Raw genomic sequence first — 23,987 nt, forward strand, 5'->3', positions numbered from 1 at the left:
CGGGCGTATCTGTGTGTTCCGGTACATACTGCAAGCCTCCGGCTGTGACAGCATAACCTTTTTCAATTGTTCGGACTTTTATGACCACCATGCCGCGCGCCCAGCGCCCGCCAGCCGCCGTCGACGCGGCCACGCTCGCCTTGCTGAACGAACTGCAGAAGGACTCGTTCGACTACTTCGTCAACGAGGTCAACCCCGCCAATGGCCTGATCCGCGACAAAACCGCCGAAGTATGGCCGGCCAGCATCGCTGCCGTCGGCATGGCGCTAACCGTTTATCCGATCGGGGTCGAGCAGGGCTTCATGGAGCGCGCCGACGCCGTGGTCCGTACCCTGACGACGTTGCGGTTCTTTGCCAACAGCGAACAGAGCGAATCGCCCCGCGCCACCGGCTACAAAGGTTTCTACTACCATTTCATCGATATGAACAGCGGCGAGCGCGCGTGGAAATGTGAGCTGTCGAGCATTGACACGGCGCTGCTGATCGCCGGCGTGCTGACGGCAGCCGAATATTTCACGCAGGATACTCCCGACGAGAACGAGATCCGCGCGCTGGCCGACATGCTGTACCGCCGCGTCGACTGGCAATGGATGCGCGGGCGGGACAATCTGATCTGCCACGGCTGGAATCCTGAGAGCGGCTTCCTGCGCTGGCACTGGGAAGGGTATGACGAGGCGTTGATCCTGTACGTGCTGGCGCTGGGTTCGCCCACCTTCCCGATCGAGCGCGACAGCTACGACGCCTGGTGCCGCAGCTATGAGTGGAAGACGGTGTACGGCATCGACTACCTGTACGCGGGCCCGCTGTTCATCCACCAGATGTCGCATGTGTGGCTGGATTTGCGCGGCATCCGGGACGACTTCATGCGCGCGCACGATTCGGACTACTTCGAGAACAGCCGGCGCGCCACATACGTGCAGCAACAATATGCGATCCAGAACCCGCTGGGCTTCCCGGAATATGGCGAATTGTGCTGGGGCATCACAGCCAGCGATGGACCGGGGCCGGTCACGCGCCGTATTGACGGGGTGCAGCGAAAATTCTGGGACTACGTCGCGCGCGGGGTGCCGTACGGTCCGGACGACGGCACCCTGGCGCCATGGGCGGTGGCGGCGTCGCTGCCGTTCGCGCCGGAAATTGTCATGCCCAGCATCATCCACTATCAGGACATGCAATTGTGCGAGGCGAATCCGTATGGCTTCAAGGCCTCGTTCTCGACCGTGTTCTCGCACGGCCGGGTTGCATGCCAGCATTGGGTATCGCCATACCACTTCGGCATCAACGAGGGACCGACGGTGATCATGGTGGAAAACTATCTGCACGATTTCCCGTGGAACATCATGCGCGGCAATAGCTACCTGCAAACCGGCTTGCGCCGCGCCGGATTCGCGGGCGGGTGGCTGGACGAGGCGGCACGTAGGCCTTAAGAGGCGGAGCCGTAATCCGCCGTTGCATGCGTTTCGACGGCTCATGGCGGATTACGCGTCGCTAATCCGCCCTACGGTATTGCGGTATACTTCCGCCTTTCCCCCCGCCTCCATTTAGTATGACGATCCCCGCTTCCATTCTCGATGCGCTCTCCCGCGCCGATGCCTCGTGGCGCCCGTTGCTGATCGACGGCCTTAACGCGATGCAGGCCGCCACGCCCGGCTACCTCGCCCAGCTCGCCGACGACCTCTACCTGCCGACCGAACAACGCCTGTTCGCCGCCTTCGCGCTACCGCTCGATAAAGTGCGCTATGTATTAGTGGGGGAGGGACCGTACCCGCGTGAAGACAGCGCGACCGGCGTCTGCTTCATGGACGGCGCCGTCGGCAGCCTGTGGTCGAACGAAGAGGGCGGCGGCTTGTCCAAGCCGGTCAACAAGGCCACCTCGCTGCGCAACTTCATGAAGATGCTGCTGGTGGCCGATGGACAACTTGCGCTAGCCGACACCGGCGGCGCGGCAATGGCGGCGATTTCCAGCCTTGCGCGCAGCGGCGGCCGCACCCATATTCAAACCCTGCCCGAGATGCAGCAAAAGCTGACCGAGCAGGGTTTCCTGCTGCTGAACGCCTCGCTGGTGTTCCGCAGTCACGTGCCGCCGGTCAAGGACGCAAAAGCGTGGCTGCCGTTCTTCGAGACAGTCATGGCCGGCCTGGCGGCCGCGTCGCCGAACAAGCCGACCATGATTCTATGGGGGAAAATCGCGGAGTTGCTTAAAAAATTGCCCGTAATGAAAGATTTCCCGCAGATCACGGCCGAGCACCCGTACAACCTGAGTTTCATCGGCAATCCGGACATGCACGCGCTGTTCCAGCCGATGGGCTTGCTAAAAGGCAAGTAGAAGGCAATCAAGACCGGCCGGCCGAGGGGGCTCCCGGCAAACTTTCATAAAGTTTGGTATACTTGACTAAATCGATCAACTAATCAGGCTTTCAGTTGAGCAGTGGGGTCGATATTTTAACCTAGCTGAACCGAGGTAGTGATGCGTCTGACCACCAAAGGCCGTTTTGCTGTGACTGCGATGATCGATCTGGCTTTGCGCCAAGGCAAAGGCCCGGTCACGCTCTCAGGCATCAGCCAGCGTCAGGCGATCTCGCTGTCCTATCTGGAACAGCTGTTCGGCAAATTGCGCCGCCACGAGATCGTCGAATCGATCCGCGGTCCGGGCGGCGGCTACAGCTTGGCGCGCCGGGCCGACAAGGTCACGGTGGCCGACATCATCATCGCCGTCGACGAGCCGCTGGACGCGACCCAATGCGGCGGCAAGGAAAATTGCCACGGCGCCGACGCCGCCAGCGGCGTGCGCTGCATGACCCACGAACTGTGGGCCACGCTGAACGAAAAGATGGTTGATTATCTGGATTCCGTTTCGCTGCAGGATCTGGTCGATCAACAGAAGCAAAAGAATGCTGAACAAAACGTGGTCGTGATGGTCCGTAACCACGCCGCGCTGGGCTAAGTGAGCGTTAGGCGCTTTAGCTACTAATATAGACAGAGAAAACCGGAGTTACCAGATGAACGCCCCAGAAAAAAACCTCGCCGCAGTAAAGTTCCAGACCGCCCCGCATTTCCCGATCTACATGGACTACTCGGCCACCACGCCGATCGATCCGCGCGTCGCCGACGCCATGATTCCCTACCTGCGCGAGCAGTTCGGCAATCCGGCCTCGCGCAGCCACATGTACGGCTGGACGGCTGAGAAGGCGGTCGAAGAGGCGCGCGGCCACGTCGCCGCCCTGGTCAACGCCGACCCGCGCGAAATCATCTGGACCTCCGGCGCCACCGAGTCCAACAACCTCGCCATCAAGGGCGCGGCGCAGTTCTACAAGACCAAGGGCAAGCACATCATCACCGTCAAGACCGAGCACAAGGCGGTGCTGGACACGGTGCGCGAGCTGGAACGCGTCGGCTTCGAGGCGACCTACCTGGAGCCGCAAGATAACGGCCTGATCACCATCGAGCAGCTGACCGCCGCGATCCGCCCGGACACGATTCTTGTCTCGGTCATGCTGGTCAACAACGAAATCGGCGTGATCCAGCCGATCGACGAAATCGGTACCCTGTGCCGCTCGAAGGGCATCATCTTCCACTGCGACGCCGCCCAGGCGACCGGCAAGGTGGTTATCGACCTGCAAAAAACCAAGGTCGACCTGATGACCTTCACCGCCCACAAGACCTACGGTCCCAAAGGCATCGGCGCGCTGTACGTCTGCCGCAAGCCGCGCGTGCGCATCGAAGCGCAAATGCACGGCGGCGGTCACGAGCGCGGCCTGCGTTCGGGCACCTTGCCGACCCACCAGATCGTCGGCATGGGCGAAGCGTTCCGCCTGGCCAAGGTCGAGATGGACAGCGAAATCGCGCGCATCAAGTCGCTGCGCGACCGCCTGGCCAACGGCCTGCAAGAGATCGAAGAGACCTACATCAACGGCGACATGGAGCACCGCGTGCCGCACAACCTCAACGTCAGCTTCAACTACGTCGAGGGCGAATCGCTGATCATGGCCGTCAAGGACCTGGCCGTGTCGTCGGGTTCCGCTTGCACCTCGGCCTCGCTGGAGCCGTCGTACGTGTTGCGCGCTTTGGGCCGCAGCGACGAGCTGGCGCACAGCTCCATCCGTTTCACCATCGGCCGTTTCACGACGGAAGAGGATATCGACTTCGCCATCGACCTGATGAAGTCCAAGGTACACAAACTGCGTGAACTGTCGCCGCTGTGGGACATGTTCAAAGAAGGCATCGACATCAGCTCGATCCAATGGGCAGCCCACTAATTTTAAGATTACAGGAGCATCAAAATGGCTTACTCGGAAAAAGTGTTGGACCACTACGAAAACCCACGCAACGTCGGCGCCTTCGAAAAGGGCGATGACAGCGTTGGCACCGGCATGGTCGGCGCGCCGGCCTGCGGCGACGTCATGAAACTGCAAATCAAGGTTGGCGCCGATGGCCTGATCGAAGACGCGAAATTCAAAACCTACGGCTGCGGTTCGGCCATCGCATCGAGCTCGCTGGTGACCGAATGGGTCAAGGGCAAAACGCTGGATCAGGCGCTGGCCATCAAGAACACCCAGATCGCCGAAGAACTGGCGCTGCCACCGGTGAAGATCCACTGCTCGATCCTGGCGGAAGACGCGATCAAGGCAGCGGTTCTGGACTACCAGACCAAGCATCCAGTCGCGGCCTGACTGAACAAGTGAACTACGACGCCGTGCCCGCGCAAGCGGGAACGGTGCGGGAGAATTAAATGATCACCCTGACCGAAAAAGCAGCTAAGCACATCAACCGCTACATCGAACGTCGCGGCAAGGGCGTCGGCTTGCGTTTTGGCGTGCGCACCACCGGCTGTTCTGGCCTGGCGTACAAGCTTGAATATGTCGACGAAGTGGCGGCCGAGGACAGCGTCTTCGAATCGCACGGCGTCAAAGTGTTCGTCGATCCGAAAAGCCTGCCGTACATCGACGGCACCGAACTCGATTTCGCGCGCGAGGGGCTGAACGAAGGCTTCAAGTTCCACAACCCGAACGAAAAAGACGCATGCGGTTGCGGCGAAAGCTTCCGCATCTGATCGCCCATGCAAAATCACTTTGAGCTGTTCAATCTGCCGCAGAAGTTCGCCGTCGACACGGGGGCGCTCGACAGCGCCTACCGCGACGTGCAAAGCCGCGTCCACCCCGACAAATTCATCAACGCGACTGACGCCGAAAAGCGCGTCGCGATGCAATGGGCCACGCGCGCCAACGAAGCCTACCAGACCCTGAAAAATCCGCAGAAGCGCGCGCAATACATGTGCGAGCTGCACGGCGTCGATTTACAGACCGAGTCCAACACGGCGATGCCGATGGCCTTCCTGATGCAGCAGATGGAATGGCGCGAAGAACTGGGCGACGCCCGCGCCGGCAGGGACGCCGACGCGCTCGAAGCGCTCGACAAGCAGCTGCGCGCCGCGCGAAAAGAGCGCTTGGCCGAGATCGAGCAGCAGATCGACGCCGACGACTACGCGCAAGCCGCGCAAGGCGTGCGCGCGCTGATGTTTTTGGAAAAGTTTAAGGATGAGATAGAACACTCTTTTGCTGCGCTCGAAGACATTTGATCTTGGAGGAAGACCATGCTTGGCGATGTATGGAATTCCTTCACAGGTTACTTGGCGGTGCACGCCGATGCGTTGCATTCAATCGCTGAAATAGTCAAAGTACTTGGTGCAGTGGCGTCGTTTTATGCGCTGCTTAAATTGCGGCAAATAGAGCGGAGATACCTTTTTAAGCGACCATTCCCGGACTCATTGAGAACATCGACAGATCGTTGCGAGTGCTTAATGGCTATGCGGATGACCAAAGATTAGATGGCGCCGAAATTACTGCCGCGCTTAATAATTTGATGGCTGACGTCAAAGCGGTACGGCAACGCTCTGTTGGCGACTCTCGAAGCGCAGCAAGAGAATTTTTGAATTTCATGCGTCCCATGGGTTTCGAGCCTCGCTTCTGGCAACGGCAATCGATGCGTCAATTGACGCAGGACGAGTTATTTGAGATCTATGGTCTAGGCATTCGACTGATCCGGTTCCTTGAGAACGAATTGCGTGAGAAAAATTGGAGCAGCAGATGAGCGACAATAAATTTGACGATGCCGTGCTGAAGATGCTCAAATTAACCCATCTTGGCGTTTTGTCGTGGGTTAAGGAGTCGCCGCCCCAGGCGCTGATTGACTCCACAGACTCAGTCATATCGTCGTATTTTGAGTCCGAATATCATTCTAGAAAACTTGCGCTTTTTCATCAACGTCGCCGCAGGACTGGCATGGAAGAGTACTTGGCTAAAAATTCGCTAGTGGCGATGTTTAGCGAAGATGATAAGTGGGTCGAAATTGATAGATTGGTCTTGCTGCACGACGATGGAGAAATCGCATATTCATTCCCACCATCGCGGGTCGTGCGTGATCTTCTCCAAACTGTACGACATAAGACGTCCGGGATTGATCAATTCCTGGATGAGTTACTGAATACTGAGCCTTAAGGGCATGAATTAAATGGCACTTCTGCAAATTTCCGAACCGGGTATGTCGACCGCGCCACACCAGCATCGGCTGGCGGTGGGGATCGACTTGGGCACCACCAATTCGCTGGTCGCCACCGTGCGCAACAGCATTCCAGAAGTGCTGAACGATGAGGATGGCCGCCCGCTGCTGCCGTCCGTGGTGCGCTATCTGCCGAACGGCCACGCCAACATCGGCTACAAGGCGCAGGCCGCGCAGACCACCGATCCGAAAAACACCATCGTTTCGGTCAAGCGTTTCATGGGGCGCGGCCTGGCCGATATCGCCTACGCCGAGAACATGCCCTACGATTTCCAGGATACGCCCGGCATGGTGCAGTTGAAGACGATCGCCGGCATCAAGAGCCCCGTCGAAATCTCCGCGCAGATCCTGGCCACCTTGCGCCAGCGCGCCGAGGATTCGCTGGGCGACGATCTGGTCGGCGCGGTCATCACCGTGCCCGCGTACTTCGACGACGCCCAGCGCCAGGCCACCAAGGATGCGGCGCAACTGGCCGGCATCAATGTGCTGCGTTTGCTGAGCGAGCCGACCGCCGCCGCGATCGCCTACGGCCTCGATAACGGTTCCGAAGGCATCTTCGCGGTCTACGATCTGGGTGGCGGCACCTTCGATATCTCAATCCTGAAACTGAGCAAAGGCGTGTTCGAAGTGCTGTCCACCGGCGGCGATTCCGCGCTCGGGGGCGACGATTTCGACCACCGCCTGTTCTGCTACATCCACCAGCAGGAAAAACTCGCGCCGCTGTCCGACGAGGACACCGCCATCCTGATGGTGAAGGCGCGCGAAGCCAAGGAGCTGCTGTCGACCAAGCACGAAGTGACGGTCGACGCGATCCTGAACTCGGGCGAGGAGGTGCATCTGAAGATCACCGCCGAGACCTTCCAGGAGATCACCAAGCACCTGATCGCCAAGACCATGAGCGCGATTAAGAAAGCGCTGCGCGACGCCGGCGTCGATGCCGATGATGTTGATGGCGTGGTGATGGTCGGCGGTGCGACGCGCATGCCGCACGTGCAGCGCGCCGTCAGCGAGTACTTCCACACCATCCCGCACGCGAACATCGATCCGGACAAGGTCGTGGCCTTGGGTGCGGCGGTGCAGGCCAATCTGTTGGCCGGCAACCGCGCGCCAGGCGACGACTGGTTGCTGCTGGACGTGATTCCGCTGTCGCTCGGCATCGAGACGATGGGTGGCCTGGTCGAGAAGATCATCCCGCGCAATTCGACCATCCCTTGCGCCCGCGCGCAGGAGTTCACCACCTTCAAAGACGGCCAGACCGCGCTGGCGGTGCACGTGTTGCAGGGCGAACGTGAGCTGGTCTCCGATTGCCGTTCGCTGGCGCGCTTCGAGCTGCGCGGCATTCCGCCGATGGTGGCCGGCGCGGCGCGTATCCGCATCACCTACCAGGTGGACGCCGACGGCTTGCTATCGGTGTCCGCACGCGAGCTGCGCTCCGGCGTCGAGGCGTCGATCACCGTCAAGCCGGCCTATGGCCTGGGCGACGACGACGTCGCGCGCATGCTGCAGGATTCGTACAAGTCGGCCGATGTCGACATGGTCGCCCGCGCGCTGCGCGAAGAGCAGGTCGAGGCCGAGCGCATCATCCTGGCCACGCAATCGGCGCTGGACGAAGACGCCGCCCTGCTGTCGGACCAGGAACGCGCGTCGGTCGACGTCTTGATGAACAAGGTGCGCGATGTGATCGCCCAATCGCAGAACGGCGCCGCCGACCACCTGGCCGTCAAAGCCGCCGTCGAGGCGCTGGCCCACGGCACCGAAGAATTCGCGTCGCGCCGCATGGATCGCAGCGTGCGCAGCGCACTGGCCGGCAAGACGCTCGACCAGGTAGTTTAAGAACCCATCAGAACAGAGGTATCAAGTGCCACAAATCGTATTCCTGCCCCACGCAAAACTGTGCCCGGACGGCGCAGTCGTCGAAGCCGAAGTCGGTAAAACCCTGTGCGACATCATGCTGGAAAATGATATCCACATCGAGCACGCGTGCGAGAAGTCCTGCGCCTGCACCACCTGCCACGTGCTGGTGCGCGAAGGCTTCAATTCGCTGAGCGAAGCCAGCGAAACCGAGGAAGACCTGCTGGACAAGGCCTGGGGCCTGGAGGCCGTATCGCGCCTGTCGTGCCAGGCCGTCGTGGCGCAGGAAGACCTGGTCGTCGAAATCCCGAAATACACCATCAACCACGCCAGTGAAGGCGGACACTGATATGAAGTGGACGGACATCACCGCGATCGCGGAAGCGCTCTGCGATAAGCATCCGGACATCGATCCGCTGACTATCCGCTTCACCGATTTGCACAACTGGATCGTTCAACTCGAAGAGTTCGACGACGACCACACGCGCGGCGGTGAAAAAGTTCTCGAAGCGGTACAGCAGGCGTGGATCGATGAAGCAAAATAAGCCAAGCAAGCCAGCCAAGGCCGCGCCGGCCAAAATCGGCGCCACCGTCACCGGCGCCGACAACATGCCGGAAATCCGCGACGGCCAGACCGTCGCGCTGCTGCAGGAACTGCACATCCTGACCCGCGACGGCAAGATGAACCAGGACAGCCGCCGCAAGCTCAAACAGGTCTATCACCTGTACCAGTTCATCGAGCCGCTGCTGAAGGAAGTGCTGGCCGAGAAGGGCGACGTGTCGCTGGTCGACCACGGCGCCGGCAAGTCCTACCTCGGTTTCATCATTTACGACCTGTTCTTCAAGGCGCTGAACGACAACTCGCATATCTACGGTATCGAAACGCGCGAGGAACTGGTGTCACGCTCGCAGGAGCTGGCCAGGCAGTTCAACTTCCCGGGCATGTCGTTCCTGCCGCTGTCGGTGGCCGAATCGACCGAGTCCAAGCTGCTGCCGGACCGGATCGACATCGTCACCGCGCTCCACGCCTGCAACACGGCCACGGACGACGCCATCCAGTTCGCGTTGAAGAAGAAGGCCAAGTACATGGTGCTGGTGCCTTGCTGCCAGGCGGAGGTCGCGTCGGTGCTGAAGAAGAACAAGGGCCAGTCGCTGGGCAAGTCGGCGCTGACCGAGATCTGGCGTCATCCGATCCACACGCGCGAATTCGGCAGTCAGATCACCAATGTGCTGCGCTGCCTGCAACTGGAGGCGCACGGCTACCAGGTCAACGTGACCGAGTTGGTGGGCTGGGAGCACTCGATGAAAAATGAGCTGATCATCGCCACCTACAAAAACCTGCCGCGCCAGCGCCCCTCCGAGCGCTTGCGCGAAGTGCTTGAAACGGTCGGACTACAAGAAATGGGCAACCGCTTCTTCACCGAGCAGCTGGAAACACAATAAAACAAACGAAAGGGTGGCGGAACGATGAGTGATCTGAAAGAAAATTGGTTGGATCTTCGCAGCGACACCGTCACCCGCCCCAGCGCGGCGATGCGGGCGGCGATGCACGCGGCCGACGTCGGCGACGACGTCTACGGCGACGACCCCACCGTCAACCGCCTGCAGGAATACGCAGCCGATTTGTTCGGCTACGAGGCGGCGCTGTTCGCGCCCTCCGGCACGCAGAGCAATCTGCTGGCGTTGCTGGCCCATTGCGGTCGCGGCGACGAATATCTGGTCGGGCAGGAAGCGCATACCTACAAATATGAGGGCGGCGGCGCGGCGGTGTTGGGCAGTATCCAGCCGCAGCCGATCATCAATCAGGCCGACGGCAGCCTGGCGCTGGCCGACATCGCGGCCTACATCAAACCCGACGACATCCACTTCGCCCGCACCAAGCTGCTGGCGCTGGAGAACACCATCGGCGGCCGCGTGCTGCCGCTCGACTACCTGAAGCAGGCGACCACGCTGGCGCATGAACGCGGCCTGGCCACGCACATGGACGGCGCGCGCATCTGCAACGCGGCGGTCAGGCTGGGCGTGAGCCCGCGCGCCGCGGTGACTGGCTTCGATTCGGTCTCGGTGTGCCTGTCCAAGGGGCTGGGCGCGCCGGTCGGCTCCATCCTGTGCGGCAGCAAGCCGCTGATCAAGGAAGCCACGCGCTGGCGCAAGATGCTGGGCGGTGGCATGCGCCAGGCCGGCATGATCGCCGCCGGCGGCTTGTATGCGCTGGAGCACAACATCGCGCGCCTGGCCGAGGACCACGACAACGCCGCCTACTTCGCCGGCGAGCTGGCCAAGCTCAAAGGCATCCAGGTCAGCGCGCCGCAGACCAATATTTTCTACGTCGAACTCCCGGCCGACGCCTGTCGCGGCTTGAACGACGTATTGCAACTGACCCGCATCCGCGTGTCGATGGCGCCGCGCCTGCGCATCGTTACGCACATGGATGCGTCGCGCGACGATATCGATCGCGCCATTACCGTTTTTGGGGATTTTTTCGGATGACCGACAGCACCACAGATAACAGCCTTCGCCTGGCCAAGCGCCTCGCCGAGATCCTTCCCTGCTCGCGCCGCGAGGCCGAACTTTATATCGAAGGCGGCTACGTCAGCGTCGACGGCCTGTTGGTGGAGGAGGCCGGCGCGCGCGTGACCCTGGAGCAGAAGATCGAACTGGCACCCGACGCCACCTTGCTGGAGATCGTCCCGGTCACCATCCTGCTGCACAAACCGGCCGGCGCCAACGGCGGCGTGGGCAAGGACGGTTCGCCGGCCATGCATCTGCTTAACGCCGAATCGCTGACGCGCTCCGCGCCCGGCCAGCGCTTCCTCAAACGCCACCTGGTCAACCTGACCTTGACCACGCCGCTGGAGACCAAGGCCAGCGGGCTGCTGGTGTTCACGCAGGACTTCCGCGTCAGCCGCAAGCTGGTGGACGAGCAGGCGAAGATCGAGCAGGAGATCATCGTCGAAGTCACCGGCAAGATCATGGAAAACGGCTTGGCGCTGCTCAATCACGGGCTGCCATTCAATGGCAAGCCGCTGGCGCCGAACAAGGTGAGCTGGCAGAACGAGAACCGTCTGCGCTTCGCGGTGAAGAATCCCAAGCCGGGCCAGATTGAACATGTGTGCAAACTGGTTGGCCTGGGTGTGGTGTCGATGAAGCGCATCCGCGTCGGCCGCATCGCGATGAGCAGCCTGCCGCTGGGCGAGTGGCGCTACCTGCAGGACCACGAGCGCTTCTAGCCGTACGTTGCGCACGAACGGTGCCGCTCAGGCGCCGTGCGGCGCCGGCTGGTGGTGGCCGGTGTCTGGGCGCGGCTGTGCGCGCCGCTCGGCGCCTCCATGCGCCGGGCCAGCTTCGGGTTGTCCGTTGAACTCTTCCAGATCGGCCAGTTCGGCCTCGATCGGCCGCCGTATCATCAGGTTCTCCACGATGATGAGCGCCGCCGCCGGGATCACCAATAACAGGCCTACGATGATGCAGGGCGCGCCGATGAATTTGAGCCAGTCGAGCTTGAAGACGGCGTTCAGGCCGCTACATACCAGCGCCGCCAGCAACAGCATGGCTGCCACGGTACCGATGTTCGCCGAGTGCATCATATAAAACACGCGCTTCCGGTAAATCCCGATTTCCTCCTTGACGATCTCACGCCGCTTGCCTTCCAGTCCGGTGCGGAATGAATTGACCAGCTCGCGGTAGCGTGTATAGGCGGCCGAGTAGCGCTGCTGTAGCAGTTGCAGGAACAACCAGGCGGCAAACGCCAACGCGGCCGATGGTCCGACCGCCTCCATTACTTCCTTCAGTTCAAAATCCACGGTGTCACCTCAATGTCGCAATTGTTGTGGGTCAATGCGTGCGACAGGCCGTTCCTCCCGCCGCACGCGCGTTCAAGCATTAAAACGCAGCGTGGGGGAGGTGGCTATAGGACGGGCTCGTAGCGCCATGTCAGCTCGCTCCCACTGGGAGCGAGCCTGCGCGGACGGCTGCGCTATTTGCTGCGCTTAGGGCTGGCTTGCGGCGGTGTGTGACAAGATGAAGGCGTAGGTATCGGCCGATTCGGCATCCTGCTGGGCGCGCGTCGAGCCCATGCCGTGGCCGGCGTCGAAGTCGACGCGCAGCAGCACCGGCTTGCCGCTGGCGGTGGCCGTCTGCAGCCGCGCCGCCATCTTGGCCGGATGGAACGGCGCCACGCGCGGATCGGTCACGCCGGTCGTCAGCAGTACCGCCGGATACTTGGTGCCGTCGACCACTTGCTGGTAGCTGTCGATGCTCTTGAGCGCCTTGAGTCCGGCCGGGTCCGAGATCGCGCCCCATTCCGGTTCTTCCGCGTAGCCGTTCTGCTCGGCCACGTAGCGCAACGGGTTGTGCCAGCCCACGCCCGACACCACGGCCGCGAACAGGTCCGGACGCTCCTCCATCGCGCGGCCCATCGGGATGCCGCCGGCCGAGCGGCCGCCGATGGCCAGGTGCGCCGGCGCCGTGTAGTTGTTGGCTACCAGGTCCTCGCTGACGGCGATCAGGTCGCGCCACGTGTTCGGCTTGTTTTCCAGCTTGCCTGCGCGGTGCCACTCGCGGCCGAATTCGCCGCCGCCGCGCACGTTGGCGTAGCCGATGATGGCGCCCTGGTCGGCCAGCGCCAGCGCGCGACCGGCGAACGACGGCGTGTACGCGGCCGCGCCGTAGCTGCCGTAGGCCGAGATGAAGGTTGGATTCTTGCCGTCCATCTTCAGCCCCTTTTTGTAGATCAGGCTGTAGGGGATCTGCGTGCCGTCCTTGGCCTTGGCGTAGCGGCGCTCGGTCGTGTAGGCGCTGACGTCGATCGCCGGCTTGGGGGTGATGCCGGTGTCGGCCAGCGTGCCGTCCGCGCCCACGGCCCAGATGCCGGCCGGTTCGAGCCAGCCCGACAGGATCGTCAAGGCGCCCGGCGCGTCGGCGCTCGCTTCGATCGAACGCAGCGTGCCGTCGAAGGGCAGGGCGATGTCGGTCAGCTTGCCGTCGTTGCCGAGGCGCTGCAGGCGGCTATTGCCGCCGTCCATCGAGCGGATGTACAAGCCGTCCTGCGCGCGGGCGGTGCCTTCGAGCACCAGCGTCGACTCGGCCACCGCCTCGGTCGCCGTCGCCAGCGATGGCGCCTTGGCCGAGGTCTTCAGCAGCCTTCCGCGCGGATGGCCCTTGGTCGACAGCAGGTACAGGTCGTCGCCGTGCAGCTCGACGCCGGTCACTTCATCGTCGAAATCGGTGACCTTGGTCCACTTGGCCTTGCCCTTGAGGACGTCGGCGACCGGTGCGACATAAATGCGATGCTCCGGCCGCACGTCCATCAGCAACAGCACCGCGTACCTGGAGTGCGGGGCCGTGGCGATGTATGGCGCCTGGATCTTGTCGTACTGGACGGCCGGGTCGCGGCCGCGCTGCATCAGGATTGGATCCTTGGCCGGATTGGCGCCCAGCTTATGGAAGCGTACGCGCGCGTCCAGATAGCGCTCCGGCGTGTTGACCTTGCCGGTCAGCTGGTTGTAGAAGAAGCCGGAGCTGTCGTCGAGCCAGTTCGGATTGGCGCCTTGCGTGTCGGCGATGCGTTCTTTCAAGATCGCGCCGCTGCGCACGTCCATGATCTGCAGTACCGAATCCTCGCTGCCATCCTTGGACACGCCATAGACCAGTTTGCTGCCATCGGGCGACGGCTGCCACCAGTCGAGCGAATAGTGGCTGGACTTGGTGTCGAGCTTGGTCGGATCGACCAGCACGCGCTCCTTGCCCTGGGCATCGCGCACGAACAGCTTGAAGTTGTTGGCGCCAGCCGGGCGCTGCTGGTAGAAGATGCTGTCGCCGGCTTTCTGCACTTGCGCCGGCGCGGCCACGTCGCCCGACAATTGCTGGATACGTTTGAGCAGCACATCGCGCTTGGGCAGCGCGTCGAGCACGCCGCGTGCGTGCGCGTTCTGTTGTTTCAGGAAGGGCAGCCAGTCGGGGTCCTTGTCGTTCTCCATCCAGCGGTAGCGGTCGACGATGGCCTCGCCGAAGTAGGTGTCGGTGACCGGCACGACCTTGGCGACGGGGGCGGGTGGAACGGGCTTTTGCGCCAGGGCGGCGCTAGCGGTCAGGGCAAGGGCGGCCCCGTACATCAGGCGGACTAACTTGGTCATCTTATCTCCTAGTGGCGGAACGCTCATTCTGCCACAGAAGATTGCGACAATTATACCGCCGGCGCGGTCTTCTTTTTCTTTTCCGGCGGCGGCAGTTGCACCAGCCGGGTGCCGCTCAGTTTGTCGTGCAGGAATTGGCGGTCCTTGTCGAAAAACGCGGTAAGCGACCACAGCAAAATGCCGGCGCCGACCGCGCCCAGCGCCTGCCAGCGGTGCAGGTCCAGCGCCAGGCTGACGGCCAGCGCCGGCAGCACCCACATCCAGCTGAGCAGATACCGCACGGCGGCGGTTTTCGGCGGGACGTGCGCATGGCCGGGACGGACCAGCTTGAGGCGCCAGGTCTTCATCGCCAGGGTCTGGCCGTCGCGGCTCCACTGGTGGACGAAATACACGCCCAGCACCAGGAAGGCCAGCGCCTGGCGCATGTGCTCGACCAGCGGCGCGTGGCTGGCGCCGGTGATCATCTCAAAAATCAGGAAGGGGAGGAACAGCACCGCGAATCCCAGCAGGCACTCGTAGACCATCGAAATCAAGCGGCGCTTGATGGTCGGCGACGGGCTACTTTGCATTGTCGGCGGCCGGCGCCGGCGGCGCGGTCACTGGTGCGGCCGCTGCGGCCGGCGCGGTCGGCACGGACGCCGGCGCCGCGGCAGGGGCGGGCGCGGAGATCACCGGCGCGATGTTCGAGGCGTTCGGCAACGGACCGCCGGTGGCCGGATCGACCCAGGGAGGATGCGCCGTCGCCGCCGGGGCGGTCGCGCCGGCGGCGGCTGCCGTGCCGGTGACCGGCGCGCCCGGCTTGATCGGTGCCGGAAGTTTCATCTTGCTTTGCGAAGGGGTCGGCAGGTTGGCCAGCTGTTTTTTGCTTGGCGACTTGGCTGCCAGCGCTTTTTTCTCTTCCTCGGACAGCTGCTGGTAGGATTCCCACTGGGTCGATTTTTGCGACGGATCGAGTTTTTGCGCGCGGGCGAAATTCTGGCGCACCTGGCGGCGCTCCTCCGGCGTCATCCGGACCCACTCGCGCATGCGTTCCTGCACGCGCAACTGTTCGTCCGGCTTCATCGACGCGTAGCGCTTGCCGATGCCCAGCCACTTTTGCTTGCGGATGGGTTCCATCGCGTCCCACTCGCCGGCCAGCGGCTCGAGCGCCTGCTGTTGCGCCGGCGTCAGGTCTTTCCACTGGATTTTCTCAGGCGGGATCTCGCCATTGCTCACGGTCAGGGGGCCGGCAGCAAGCACGGGCGTACCGGACTGGTTGCCCATCCATATCGCCCCGGCCGCTGCTACCGCTACCACCGCCGCCGCAGCGACGCCCCATTTTGCCCGACCGCTCAATGCCATGCTTATTGCTCGCTCTGGGTCAGATACGCGTTAAAACCGTGGTCCAGGTAGGCGGACAGCGGCAATTCATCGGACAGGACGGCAGCATCGAGCTCGGCCAGATCGGCGATGCGTTGCTGTTGCTCGTATTGGTAGATGCCGGCCAGGCCGGCGACCAGCACCAGCATCGGCACGGCAACCCCCATGCGGCCCAGCCAGCCGAAGCCGCGGGACAGGAAGCCGCCGGAGGTGGCCATCTCGGTCCTGGCGACGCGCACGCTCATCGGCACCTCGACGTGGGCTTTTTTGCGGGCCAGCGCCAGCTTGCGCGCCTGCGCCAGCCGGTCCGTGGTCGACGCGGGCAAATCGTCCAGCCGCTCGTTGAGCGCGTGACGTACCTTGTAGGCGAAGTTCAGTTCATCGGTATTCATAGTTTAATTCCCTTGGCTTTGAGCGACTCGGCGAGAGTGTGTGTTGCGCGTGAGCAATGCGTCTTCACGCTCCCTTCGGAACATCCCATTGCTTCGGCTGTTTCAGCCACGTCCATATCCTGCCAATAACGCATAAGGAAGGCTTCTCGTTGACGTGCCGGAAGCTTTTGTACTTCCGCATCGATGAGGGCCAGCATTTGCTGGCGTTCGACCTTGTCGGCGCTCGATTCCGAGGCCTCGGTGCCTTCCTCGGCTGCATACGATTCCAGTATATCAAAGTCATCCCCGCCTTCTCCCGACGGCGCCATGCCCGAAAACAGGCTGACCCACGTGTTGCGCACCTTTTCGCGGCGGAAGTAATCGAGGATGGTGGTCTGCAGGATGCGCTGGAACAGCATCGGCAGCTCGGCGGCCGGCTTGTCGCCGTATTTCTCGGCGAGCTTGATCATCGCGTCCTGCACGATGTCCAGGGCCGATTCGTCCTTGCGTACCGCGTAGACGGCTTGTTTGAAGGCGCGCCGCTCGACGTTTTCGAGAAAGTCGGATAATTCTTTGTCTGTGGCCATGCGTTGGGTGAGGTACTGCCGGGATCACCGGCGATAGGCGCATAATTGCTGCTGATTGTTGTTGGTATGGCTAGCTGGCGGCGATTTGCGAACTGAGCGCATGCTAGCAAAAATCGGCATTCCTTGCACCGTTTTACGTCAAAACACCGGATTTTTGCACCGCCAACAAGCTTTTTACCGCTGTTTATCCAATTTGTCCTTGCTCAAACCGGTGCGCTAGGTGTACCGTATGGGACGCTTTGAACACCCCGAAGCTTTATGGTCTTGTCGCAGCAGGCACACAACGCCGCCATCGACACGACGCGCTTTCATATGTAGGCAGTTTGCTCTAACCCGTGCCACAAGCGCGAGAGGTACGCACAACCGCTACAGAAGGATCCGGCAGAACGATATTTGCGCTGAGCACCGCTTTGCACGCCACTACGGTTGGCGGAAGAGGCTGGTGTGACCGCATGACAAAGGGAAGCTGGGCAAAGCTGTAGGGGCAGGCATACTTCGCGAGGGAAGAGCATCCGATCAATCTCCAATGGACCTTGAAAGGAATGTTTCATGAACACCGAAGCATCGTCACAACAATCTGGTGGCCAAAACGGCCAACTCACCGGCGCGGAAATACTCGTGCGCTGCCTGGCGGAAGAGGGCGTGGAACACGTCTTCGGCTATCCTGGCGGAGCCGTCCTGTATATCTACGACGCCATCTTCAAGCAAGACAAATTCCAACACGTGCTGGTGCGTCACGAGCAGGCCGCGGTCCACGCCGCCGATGCGTACTCGCGCAGTTCGAACAAGGTAGGCGTCGCGCTGGTCACGTCCGGTCCGGGCGTCACCAATGCCGTCACCGGCCTTTCCACCGCTTACATGGATTCCATCCCCATGGTCGTGATCTCGGGCCAGGTGCCCAGCCACGCCATCGGCCAGGATGCCTTCCAGGAATGCGACACGGTCGGTATTACCCGTCCCGTGGTCAAGCACAATTTCCTCGTCAAAGACGTCAAGGATTTGGCGGAAACCGTCAAGAAAGCCTTCTTCATCGCCCGCACCGGCCGTCCAGGCCCCGTGCTGGTCGACATCCCGAAGGATATCTCGATGCACAAGACGACGTACTCGTACCCGAAAGAGGTCGAGATGCGGTCGTACAAACCGGTCGACAAGGGCCACTCGGGCCAGATCCGCAAGGCCGTCCAACTGCTGTTGCAAGCCGAACGTCCGATGATCTACACCGGCGGCGGCGTGATCCTGGCCAACGCCTCGCCCGAGCTCAACAAGCTGGTCGACAAGCTCGGCTTCCCGGTCACCAACACCCTGATGGGCCTGGGCGCCTACAAGGCCTCGAGCGAGCACTTCGTCGGCATGCCCGGCATGCACGGCACCTACGAAGCGAACATGGCGATGCAGCACTGCGACGTCCTGATCGCCATCGGCGCCCGCTTCGATGACCGCGTGATCGGCAACCCGAAGCACTTCGCCTCGCATCCGCGCAAGATCATCCACGTGGACATCGATCCGTCGTCGATCTCCAAGCGCGTGAAGGTCGACATCCCGATCGTCGGCAACGTCAAGGACGTGCTGATCGAATTCCTGGCGCAGCTCGACGCGACCGACGCCAAGCCGAACGCGCCCGCCGTCAAGGACTGGTGGAAGCAGATCAACGAGTGGCGCGGCAAGGACTGCCTGAAGTTCGCCACCTCGGACCTGGTCATCAAGCCGCAATCGGTGGTGCAGAAGGTGTGGGAAGTGACCAAGGGCGACGCCTTCATCACTTCCGACGTCGGCCAGCACCAGATGTGGGCCGCGCAGTACTATCCGTTCGACAAGCCCAAGCGCTGGGTCAACTCGGGCGGCCTGGGCACGATGGGCGTGGGCCTGCCGTACGCCATGGGCGTGCAGATGGCCAACCCGGACGCCACCGTCGCCTGCATCACCGGCGAAGGCTCGATCCAGATGTGCATCCAGGAGCTCGCCACCTGCAAGCAATACCATCTGACGCCGAAGATCATCATGTTGAACAACCGCTTCCTGGGCATGGTGCGCCAGTGGCAGCAGATCGACTACGGTTCGCGCTACTCCGAGTCCTATATGGATTCGCTGCCGAACTTCGAGAAGCTGGCCGAGGCCTACGGCCACGTCGGCATGCGCATCGAGAAACCGGGCGACGTCGACGGCGCGCTGCGCGACGCCTTCGGCATGAAGGACAAGCTGGTGTTCATGAACTTCATCACCGATCAATCGGAAAACGTCTGGCCGATGGTGAAAGCGGGCAAGGGCCTCTCTGAAATGCTGCTGGGTTCGGAGGACTTATAACATGCGACACATTATCTCTGTATTGCTGGAAAACGAAGCCGGCGCGCTGTCCCGCGTCGTCGGGCTGTTCTCGGCGCGCGGCTACAACATCGAAACGTTGACCGTGGCCCCGACCGAAGATCCGACCCTGTCGCGCATGACCATCGTCACCAGCGGCTCGGACGACATCATCGAGCAGATCACCAAGCACCTGAACCGCCTGATCGAGGTGGTGAAGGTGGTGGACCTGACCGAGGGTCAGCACATCGAACGCGAACTCATGCTCATCAAGGTGCGCGCGGTCGGCAAGGAACGGGAAGAGATGAAACGGACGGCGGACATCTTCCGCGGCCGCATCATCGACGTCACCGAGAAGACCTACACGATCGAACTGACCGGCGCCAAGAGCAAGCTCGACGCGTTCATCGATTCGATCGACCGCGCCTCCATCCTGGAGACGGTACGCACCGGCGGTTCCGGCATCGGACGCGGCGAACGCATCCTCAAAGTTTAATGGTACGACTCCAAAACCGTATCGCACCCCACATCAAAAATATTAAGGAATTATCATGAAAGTTTTCTACGACAAAGACGCCGACATCTCCCTGATCAAGGGCAAAAACGTTGCCATCATCGGCTACGGCTCGCAGGGTCACGCGCACGCACAGAACCTGAGCGATTCGGGCGTGAACGTCACCGTCGGCCTGCGCAAGGGCGGCGCCTCGTGGAACAAGGTTGAAAAGGCCGGCCTGAAGGTCGCCGAAGTGAACGACGCCATCAAGGCCGCCGACGTCATCATGATCTTGCTGCCGGACGAGAACATCGCCCAGGTCTACAACGAAAACGTCGCCCCGCACGCCAAGCAAGGCGCGGTGCTGGCTTTCGCCCACGGCTTCAACGTGCACTACGGCCAAGTCGTGCCACGCGCCGACCTGGACGTGATCATGGTTGCACCGAAGGCCCCGGGCCACACCGTGCGCGCCACCTACACCCAGGGCGGCGGCGTGCCGCACCTGGTCGCCGTGTACCAGGACAAGTCCGGCATCGCCCGTGACATCGCCCTGTCGTACGCCTCGGCCAACGGCGGCGGCCGCGCCGGCATCATCGAAACCAACTTCCGCGAAGAAACCGAAACCGACCTGTTCGGCGAACAAGCGGTTCTGTGCGGCGGCGCCGTCGAGTTGATCAAAGCCGGTTTCGAAACCCTGACCGAAGCTGGCTACGCGCCGGAAATGGCGTACTTCGAGTGCCTGCACGAGCTGAAACTGATCGTCGACCTGATCTATGAAGGCGGCATCGCCAACATGAACTACTCGATCTCGAACAACGCCGAATACGGCGAGTACGTGACCGGTCCGAAGGTTGTGACGTCGGCCACCAAGGACGCGATGCGCCAGTGCCTGAAGGACATCCAGACCGGCGAATACGCCAAGTCCTTCATCCTGGAAAACAAGGCCGGCGCACCGACCCTGATCTCCCGTCGCCGCCTGACCGCGGAGCATCCGATCGAAGAAGTCGGCGCGAAACTGCGCGCGATGATGCCTTGGATCGCCAAGAACAAGATGGTCGACCAGTCGAAGAACTAAGCTTTATGTTCTTCACGAAAAAGCCGGCGCGAGCCGGCTTTTTTTGCATTTGCGACACGGCGACGCTTATTTGCTGCGCCGCAGCGATTTAAGTAGACTTTTGTTTAATAGTATTTTTATAATTAGTTGCGAGATTTGAAATTCTCTCTCGTCGTGCGCGCGTGGCTTTCCGCGTCGGAAGCCGCCCGCTTTATCCACCTGATGATGGAGTAACGATGACAATGTTTAAATATTCAACGCTGGCCGCCACCGTCGCGCTGTGCCTGCTGTCCGCCACCGCCTCCGCCGACCCTGTCCGTATCACCTTCGACGCCGACGATCCGATCGGCGGGCTGGCCGAAGGCGAAACGCTGGGCAATCAATATGCCGCCTACGGCGTGACCTTCGCCCCCAATGCGTTCTCGGGTCCCGGCGGACCCTCCGGCAACTGGGCCACCAACACGGACATGACGATCGTATCGTCCGACGGCTTCGACGTTGGCGGCGTGGGCGCCCCGCCGCTGGTCAGCGGTAACGTCTTGCACAGCTTTTTCGGCTGGTATTTTGAAAACGGCGACCCCAGTTTTGCCGCTAACTTCAGCCAGGGCGTGACGTCATTCAGCATCGACTTCGCCGGCGTCTATATTCCGGAACATGTCGCCATCTACGCCTACAACGGCTCGACCTTGCTGGGCACGGCGAGCAGCGCGGTCGATACGGGCCAGTTCACGCTCAGCTTCAACAGCGCCACGCCGATCACAAGCGTTGTCATCAACAATGGCTCCTTTGAAGATTGGGTGGGGGTTGATAACATCACCTTTAACACGGCGGTGTCGGCCGTGCCGGAGCCGTCCACTTATGCCATGTTCGGCCTCGGGTTGGGCTTGCTGGGGCTGGCGGGGCGCAAGCGCGCGAACGGCGCCAAGCGGTAATTGGGCAGCTTCTTCATTGCGCAAAAGCCGGCGGGAGCCGGCTTTTTGCATTGCAACGCAAGATGATCCTGCGGAATTAAACCGGATCATCGTTATTTGGTTCTTTGTGAGGCATAGGCGCGTTGACGTAGACGGGCGACGAACCGCTAACTGGTTTCTTGATAACAGCGATGGCCAGCATTTCTTCGGTCAACTCGGGAATTTCCTCATACTCCTCAGGCTGGATCTCGTGGGCGTCGACGCCGGCCAGATCAGAGCCCAAGGGAGGGTGCGATACGGGATATTTCGCGTTCATTGGCTTTCCTCATACTGACTGGATCGAACGTGATCAGCATAAGGTTAGTGTAGGAAGATGAGGCGTAAACTTCAAGCGACGTCAGCAATCGGGGCAGACGTCGCGGATGTGTAATTTTCGGTCCGGCACCGACAGCAGGCATTGATCGGTGTCACTGGAACTGAATCGAAGAAGGCTGTGGCTTGAGTCCACTTCGATTTGGCGCTATTCAGAAAATTACACTGACAGCGACGATGAGAGCGATCCAAAACAACACCCCGATGAATGCGGCGGTTTCGCCGCTGAACACCACTTGCCCGTCTTCGCGCCACCACCATTCGAACGTTGTGATGTATCTCCGCGCGTTCCACTTGTCGACGCGCGCCTTGCCCAATGACAGCACCGGAATGACGACCCGGCCGGTGCCGTAGGCGAACGCTTCGATGCCTATCCGCACCAGTACTTCGCCGATGAAATCAAGCGCCATGGCTACCTCCGGATCATCGCCCTGAAGCGGGCGCGCTGATCGGCGCTCAACAGGCGGTAGGGGATGGGCATCGACGTATCGGCCAGCCGCACCAGGTAGCCGGTGGGGTTGGGGCGGACCTCGCGCACGTCGCGCCAGCTCCAGACCGAGGTGCCGCCGGCGCCGCTTCGTGTGATCTGCTGCTCGTCGATATCAATCGCGCTCGCGGCCGCATTGCGCACGCGCAGGTAGTACCACAGCGCGCCGGCCACCGTATCGGGCAGGCGCATCCTTTTTTTGCCCGACCGGTTGCTCGCCCACCGGAAATCAAGATATTCCCGCAACTGCAGCGTGACGCTAAGGCGGATTGGCACGGCGCTATCGGCTGCCGTGCCGGCCTGGCGCGTTAGCTCGGGGATGGACATATCCTCGTGCTCGATCGTGATCGTCGTCGTATCCGGCGGCGGCAGTTTCTTATGTTCGGCCATCTGCATGGCGACGGCTCTGCGGATGAAAGGCTTGGGGTGGCTGAACCACATGTCAGTTGTCCTCTCTCAGCTTGGATTGAGCAGCTTGTCATCGGCACTTTGCCGCTGGCCCAGCAGTACCGCGCCGACCAGTCCCAGCACGATCAACACGACGGCGATCATCTCCGCCTGCGTGGCCTTCATGCCAAGCACATCGAACACGGGATTGACGCGGATCTGTTCGATCAGCAGGCGCTCCACGCCGGCCAGTATCAGGTACACCGAAAACAGCCAACCGGTGCGGAACGGGTGCCGGCGCAGCGCCCACAGCACCACGAAGCACACCGCCGCCATCGCCGTCTCGTAGATCGGCGCCGGATACGCACCGGGTGCGGCGATCACTTGGCCGAAGATGTTGTTGTCGTAGGTTTGCGCCCAGAACCACGTCGGCAGCCAGTCCGGCTTGAGCGCCATATTGGCCACCGTGCCCCAGTCGCCGTCGCCCGACACCTGGCAGCCGATGCGCCCGACCGCATAGCCGATCATCATGGCCGGCGCCGCCGCGTCGAGCAGCGGGCGCACCGGCAGGCGCCAGCGCCGTACGCAAACCATGCCGGCCAGGGTGCCGACAATCAGCCCGCCGAAAATACTCAGTCCCGAGCGCGTGAAGATCATGCTCAGCGGATCGGCCATGAACTGGCCCGTGTGTTCAAGGATGTGGAACAGGCGCGCACCGGCCACGCCGGCGATCATCACCACCACCATGAAGTCGCTGACCACTTGTTGCGGCGGCACCTCGGCTCCCCGAACCCATGCCGCGCGGATCTTGCCTGAGCGGTACAGACGGGCCAGTTCGGCGTGGAAGCACGCTCCAGCCACCAAGGCGCCGAGCGCGACGAACAGCCCGAACGTCGCAAGCGGCAGCGGGATGTCGTAGCCGGTCAAGTCCTTGACCACATCGCCCAAAAATGGATATGACATTAGAGTCCTTCAACTTCGCGTTGATTCCCGATTCAATCTTGTCGAGATGTCATTCATGCACAGTCAATCACTCTAGCATAACTTTATGGCCCACCAGAAATGTTACAAACACTCACCATGTCTTACATGTGCCCCGGTTAAATTCAGGTAAAGTTCGCCTTGTCG

Annotated in this window: 29 protein-coding genes; 19 read left to right on the plus strand and 10 right to left on the minus strand. The window is 61.7% G+C overall.

The window, feature by feature from the left end:
• The first annotated feature begins 89 nt into the window (after positions 1-89).
• The 15 genes from NHH73_10425 to NHH73_10495 all read left to right on the plus strand — a co-directional run bounded on the left by NHH73_10425 (position 90) and on the right by NHH73_10495 (position 11,636).
• Positions 90-1,427 carry a hypothetical protein gene (locus NHH73_10425; protein USX29605.1) on the plus strand — a complete coding sequence of 446 codons (1,338 nt, stop codon included), beginning with the start codon at positions 90-92 and terminating at the stop codon, positions 1,425-1,427.
• Between the two features lie 119 nt (positions 1,428-1,546).
• Positions 1,547-2,326 (plus strand): uracil-DNA glycosylase, encoded by a 780-nt coding sequence (locus NHH73_10430; protein ID USX28664.1) that lies wholly within the window; start codon positions 1,547-1,549, stop codon positions 2,324-2,326.
• 141 nt (positions 2,327-2,467) lie between these two features.
• A complete protein-coding gene (gene iscR / locus NHH73_10435; GenBank protein ID USX28665.1) occupies positions 2,468-2,944 on the plus strand; it encodes a Fe-S cluster assembly transcriptional regulator IscR in 477 nt (158 codons plus the stop codon).
• 55 nt (positions 2,945-2,999) lie between these two features.
• Positions 3,000-4,256: an IscS subfamily cysteine desulfurase gene (locus tag NHH73_10440; protein ID USX28666.1), complete on the plus strand. Its 1,257-nt coding sequence runs from the start codon at positions 3,000-3,002 to the stop codon at positions 4,254-4,256.
• 24 nt (positions 4,257-4,280) lie between these two features.
• Positions 4,281-4,670: a Fe-S cluster assembly scaffold IscU gene (iscU, locus tag NHH73_10445; GenBank protein ID USX28667.1), complete on the plus strand. Its 390-nt coding sequence runs from the start codon at positions 4,281-4,283 to the stop codon at positions 4,668-4,670.
• 59 nt (positions 4,671-4,729) lie between these two features.
• On the plus strand, positions 4,730-5,050 hold the full coding sequence (gene iscA / locus NHH73_10450; GenBank protein ID USX28668.1) for an iron-sulfur cluster assembly protein IscA: 321 nt from the start codon (positions 4,730-4,732) through the stop codon (positions 5,048-5,050).
• A gap of 6 nt (positions 5,051-5,056) precedes the next feature.
• Entirely contained in the window at positions 5,057-5,575 is a 519-nt protein-coding gene (gene hscB, locus NHH73_10455; GenBank protein USX28669.1) for a Fe-S protein assembly co-chaperone HscB, read from the plus strand.
• 215 nt (positions 5,576-5,790) lie between these two features.
• Complete coding sequence (locus NHH73_10460; protein USX28670.1) at positions 5,791-6,087, plus strand: hypothetical protein; 297 nt, start codon at positions 5,791-5,793, stop codon at positions 6,085-6,087.
• Positions 6,084-6,494 carry a hypothetical protein gene (locus tag NHH73_10465; protein USX28671.1) on the plus strand — a complete coding sequence of 137 codons (411 nt, stop codon included), beginning with the start codon at positions 6,084-6,086 and terminating at the stop codon, positions 6,492-6,494. The genes NHH73_10460 and NHH73_10465 overlap by 4 nt, the downstream gene beginning before the upstream one ends.
• 13 nt (positions 6,495-6,507) lie before the next feature.
• Positions 6,508-8,388, plus strand: coding sequence for a Fe-S protein assembly chaperone HscA (gene hscA, locus NHH73_10470; GenBank protein USX28672.1), 1,881 nt, complete (start codon positions 6,508-6,510; stop codon positions 8,386-8,388).
• Positions 8,389-8,413: 25 nt separating this feature from the next.
• The gene (gene fdx / locus NHH73_10475) at positions 8,414-8,755 is read left to right on the plus strand and encodes an ISC system 2Fe-2S type ferredoxin (GenBank protein ID USX28673.1); all 342 of its coding nucleotides are present in this window, start codon (positions 8,414-8,416) and stop codon (positions 8,753-8,755) included.
• Between the two features lies 1 nt (position 8,756).
• A complete protein-coding gene (gene iscX, locus NHH73_10480) occupies positions 8,757-8,951 on the plus strand; it encodes a Fe-S cluster assembly protein IscX (GenBank protein ID USX28674.1) in 195 nt (64 codons plus the stop codon).
• A complete protein-coding gene (locus NHH73_10485) occupies positions 8,938-9,849 on the plus strand; it encodes an SAM-dependent methyltransferase (GenBank protein ID USX28675.1) in 912 nt (303 codons plus the stop codon). The genes iscX and NHH73_10485 overlap by 14 nt, the downstream gene beginning before the upstream one ends.
• A gap of 24 nt (positions 9,850-9,873) precedes the next feature.
• Complete coding sequence (gene ltaE, locus NHH73_10490) at positions 9,874-10,896, plus strand: low-specificity L-threonine aldolase (GenBank protein USX28676.1); 1,023 nt, start codon at positions 9,874-9,876, stop codon at positions 10,894-10,896.
• A complete protein-coding gene (locus NHH73_10495) occupies positions 10,893-11,636 on the plus strand; it encodes an rRNA pseudouridine synthase (GenBank protein USX28677.1) in 744 nt (247 codons plus the stop codon). Before ltaE ends, NHH73_10495 begins: the two co-directional genes overlap by 4 nt.
• A gap of 27 nt (positions 11,637-11,663) precedes the next feature.
• Here NHH73_10495 and NHH73_10500 read toward each other — a convergent pair whose 3' ends face one another.
• From NHH73_10500 to NHH73_10525, 6 genes are all read right to left on the minus strand, one after another.
• Positions 11,664-12,209 carry a DUF2721 domain-containing protein gene (locus tag NHH73_10500; GenBank protein USX28678.1) on the minus strand — a complete coding sequence of 182 codons (546 nt, stop codon included), beginning with the start codon at positions 12,207-12,209 and terminating at the stop codon, positions 11,664-11,666.
• A gap of 186 nt (positions 12,210-12,395) precedes the next feature.
• Complete coding sequence (locus NHH73_10505; GenBank protein USX28679.1) at positions 12,396-14,540, minus strand: prolyl oligopeptidase family serine peptidase; 2,145 nt, start codon at positions 14,538-14,540, stop codon at positions 12,396-12,398.
• Between the two features lie 50 nt (positions 14,541-14,590).
• On the minus strand, positions 14,591-15,109 hold the full coding sequence (locus NHH73_10510) for an RDD family protein (GenBank protein USX28680.1): 519 nt from the start codon (positions 15,107-15,109) through the stop codon (positions 14,591-14,593).
• Positions 15,099-15,881 (minus strand): DUF3106 domain-containing protein, encoded by a 783-nt coding sequence (locus tag NHH73_10515; protein USX28681.1) that lies wholly within the window; start codon positions 15,879-15,881, stop codon positions 15,099-15,101. The genes NHH73_10510 and NHH73_10515 overlap by 11 nt, the downstream gene beginning before the upstream one ends.
• A gap of 2 nt (positions 15,882-15,883) precedes the next feature.
• Entirely contained in the window at positions 15,884-16,291 is a 408-nt protein-coding gene (locus NHH73_10520; GenBank protein ID USX28682.1) for a DUF3619 family protein, read from the minus strand.
• A complete protein-coding gene (locus tag NHH73_10525) occupies positions 16,288-16,857 on the minus strand; it encodes an RNA polymerase sigma factor (protein USX28683.1) in 570 nt (189 codons plus the stop codon). Before NHH73_10525 ends, NHH73_10520 begins: the two co-directional genes overlap by 4 nt.
• A gap of 549 nt (positions 16,858-17,406) precedes the next feature.
• Here NHH73_10525 and NHH73_10530 point away from each other — a divergent pair.
• The 4 genes from NHH73_10530 (at position 17,407) to NHH73_10545 (ending at position 21,634) form a co-directional block, all read left to right on the plus strand.
• Complete coding sequence (locus NHH73_10530; protein USX28684.1) at positions 17,407-19,158, plus strand: acetolactate synthase 3 catalytic subunit; 1,752 nt, start codon at positions 17,407-17,409, stop codon at positions 19,156-19,158.
• A 1-nt stretch (position 19,159) separates the two neighbouring features.
• Complete coding sequence (ilvN, locus tag NHH73_10535) at positions 19,160-19,651, plus strand: acetolactate synthase small subunit (GenBank protein ID USX28685.1); 492 nt, start codon at positions 19,160-19,162, stop codon at positions 19,649-19,651.
• A gap of 55 nt (positions 19,652-19,706) precedes the next feature.
• Positions 19,707-20,723: a ketol-acid reductoisomerase gene (gene ilvC / locus NHH73_10540; GenBank protein ID USX28686.1), complete on the plus strand. Its 1,017-nt coding sequence runs from the start codon at positions 19,707-19,709 to the stop codon at positions 20,721-20,723.
• A 215-nt stretch (positions 20,724-20,938) separates the two neighbouring features.
• Complete coding sequence (locus NHH73_10545) at positions 20,939-21,634, plus strand: PEP-CTERM sorting domain-containing protein (protein ID USX28687.1); 696 nt, start codon at positions 20,939-20,941, stop codon at positions 21,632-21,634.
• Between the two features lie 76 nt (positions 21,635-21,710).
• On the opposite strand, the gene NHH73_10550 is transcribed toward NHH73_10545, so the two are convergent.
• The 4 genes from NHH73_10550 to NHH73_10565 form a co-directional block, all read right to left on the minus strand.
• The gene (locus NHH73_10550; GenBank protein USX28688.1) at positions 21,711-21,929 is read right to left on the minus strand and encodes a hypothetical protein; all 219 of its coding nucleotides are present in this window, start codon (positions 21,927-21,929) and stop codon (positions 21,711-21,713) included.
• Between the two features lie 208 nt (positions 21,930-22,137).
• A complete protein-coding gene (locus NHH73_10555) occupies positions 22,138-22,395 on the minus strand; it encodes a hypothetical protein (protein ID USX28689.1) in 258 nt (85 codons plus the stop codon).
• Between the two features lie 2 nt (positions 22,396-22,397).
• Positions 22,398-22,913: a YcxB family protein gene (locus NHH73_10560; protein USX28690.1), complete on the minus strand. Its 516-nt coding sequence runs from the start codon at positions 22,911-22,913 to the stop codon at positions 22,398-22,400.
• 15 nt (positions 22,914-22,928) lie between these two features.
• Complete coding sequence (locus NHH73_10565) at positions 22,929-23,822, minus strand: prolipoprotein diacylglyceryl transferase (protein ID USX28691.1); 894 nt, start codon at positions 23,820-23,822, stop codon at positions 22,929-22,931.
• Positions 23,823-23,987 lie beyond the last annotated feature (165 nt).

The sequence above is a fragment of the Oxalobacteraceae bacterium OTU3CINTB1 genome, assembly GCA_024123955.1.
Classification (GTDB): domain Bacteria; phylum Pseudomonadota; class Gammaproteobacteria; order Burkholderiales; family Burkholderiaceae_D; genus Rugamonas.

Excerpts from the sequence above, each read along its gene's own strand:
- NHH73_10425 (USX29605.1), top strand. The coding sequence starts at position 90 with ATGCCGCGCGCCCAGCGCCCGCCAGCCGCCGTCGACGCGGCCACGCTC.
- NHH73_10430 (USX28664.1), top strand. The coding sequence starts at position 1,547 with ATGACGATCCCCGCTTCCATTCTCGATGCGCTCTCCCGCGCCGATGCC.
- iscR (USX28665.1), top strand. The coding sequence starts at position 2,468 with ATGCGTCTGACCACCAAAGGCCGTTTTGCTGTGACTGCGATGATCGAT.
- NHH73_10440 (USX28666.1), top strand. The coding sequence starts at position 3,000 with ATGAACGCCCCAGAAAAAAACCTCGCCGCAGTAAAGTTCCAGACCGCC.
- iscU (USX28667.1), top strand. The coding sequence starts at position 4,281 with ATGGCTTACTCGGAAAAAGTGTTGGACCACTACGAAAACCCACGCAAC.
- iscA (USX28668.1), top strand. The coding sequence starts at position 4,730 with ATGATCACCCTGACCGAAAAAGCAGCTAAGCACATCAACCGCTACATC.
- hscB (USX28669.1), top strand. The coding sequence starts at position 5,057 with ATGCAAAATCACTTTGAGCTGTTCAATCTGCCGCAGAAGTTCGCCGTC.
- NHH73_10465 (USX28671.1), top strand. The coding sequence starts at position 6,084 with ATGAGCGACAATAAATTTGACGATGCCGTGCTGAAGATGCTCAAATTA.
- hscA (USX28672.1), top strand. The coding sequence starts at position 6,508 with ATGGCACTTCTGCAAATTTCCGAACCGGGTATGTCGACCGCGCCACAC.
- iscX (USX28674.1), top strand. The coding sequence starts at position 8,757 with ATGAAGTGGACGGACATCACCGCGATCGCGGAAGCGCTCTGCGATAAG.
- NHH73_10485 (USX28675.1), top strand. The coding sequence starts at position 8,938 with ATGAAGCAAAATAAGCCAAGCAAGCCAGCCAAGGCCGCGCCGGCCAAA.
- ltaE (USX28676.1), top strand. The coding sequence starts at position 9,874 with ATGAGTGATCTGAAAGAAAATTGGTTGGATCTTCGCAGCGACACCGTC.
- NHH73_10495 (USX28677.1), top strand. The coding sequence starts at position 10,893 with ATGACCGACAGCACCACAGATAACAGCCTTCGCCTGGCCAAGCGCCTC.
- NHH73_10505 (USX28679.1), bottom strand. The coding sequence starts at position 14,540 with ATGACCAAGTTAGTCCGCCTGATGTACGGGGCCGCCCTTGCCCTGACC.
- NHH73_10510 (USX28680.1), bottom strand. The coding sequence starts at position 15,109 with ATGCAAAGTAGCCCGTCGCCGACCATCAAGCGCCGCTTGATTTCGATG.
- NHH73_10515 (USX28681.1), bottom strand. The coding sequence starts at position 15,881 with ATGGCATTGAGCGGTCGGGCAAAATGGGGCGTCGCTGCGGCGGCGGTG.
- NHH73_10520 (USX28682.1), bottom strand. The coding sequence starts at position 16,291 with ATGAATACCGATGAACTGAACTTCGCCTACAAGGTACGTCACGCGCTC.
- NHH73_10525 (USX28683.1), bottom strand. The coding sequence starts at position 16,857 with ATGGCCACAGACAAAGAATTATCCGACTTTCTCGAAAACGTCGAGCGG.
- NHH73_10530 (USX28684.1), top strand. The coding sequence starts at position 17,407 with ATGAACACCGAAGCATCGTCACAACAATCTGGTGGCCAAAACGGCCAA.
- ilvN (USX28685.1), top strand. The coding sequence starts at position 19,160 with ATGCGACACATTATCTCTGTATTGCTGGAAAACGAAGCCGGCGCGCTG.
- ilvC (USX28686.1), top strand. The coding sequence starts at position 19,707 with ATGAAAGTTTTCTACGACAAAGACGCCGACATCTCCCTGATCAAGGGC.
- NHH73_10545 (USX28687.1), top strand. The coding sequence starts at position 20,939 with ATGACAATGTTTAAATATTCAACGCTGGCCGCCACCGTCGCGCTGTGC.
- NHH73_10550 (USX28688.1), bottom strand. The coding sequence starts at position 21,929 with ATGAACGCGAAATATCCCGTATCGCACCCTCCCTTGGGCTCTGATCTG.
- NHH73_10555 (USX28689.1), bottom strand. The coding sequence starts at position 22,395 with ATGGCGCTTGATTTCATCGGCGAAGTACTGGTGCGGATAGGCATCGAA.
- NHH73_10560 (USX28690.1), bottom strand. The coding sequence starts at position 22,913 with ATGTGGTTCAGCCACCCCAAGCCTTTCATCCGCAGAGCCGTCGCCATG.
- NHH73_10565 (USX28691.1), bottom strand. The coding sequence starts at position 23,822 with ATGTCATATCCATTTTTGGGCGATGTGGTCAAGGACTTGACCGGCTAC.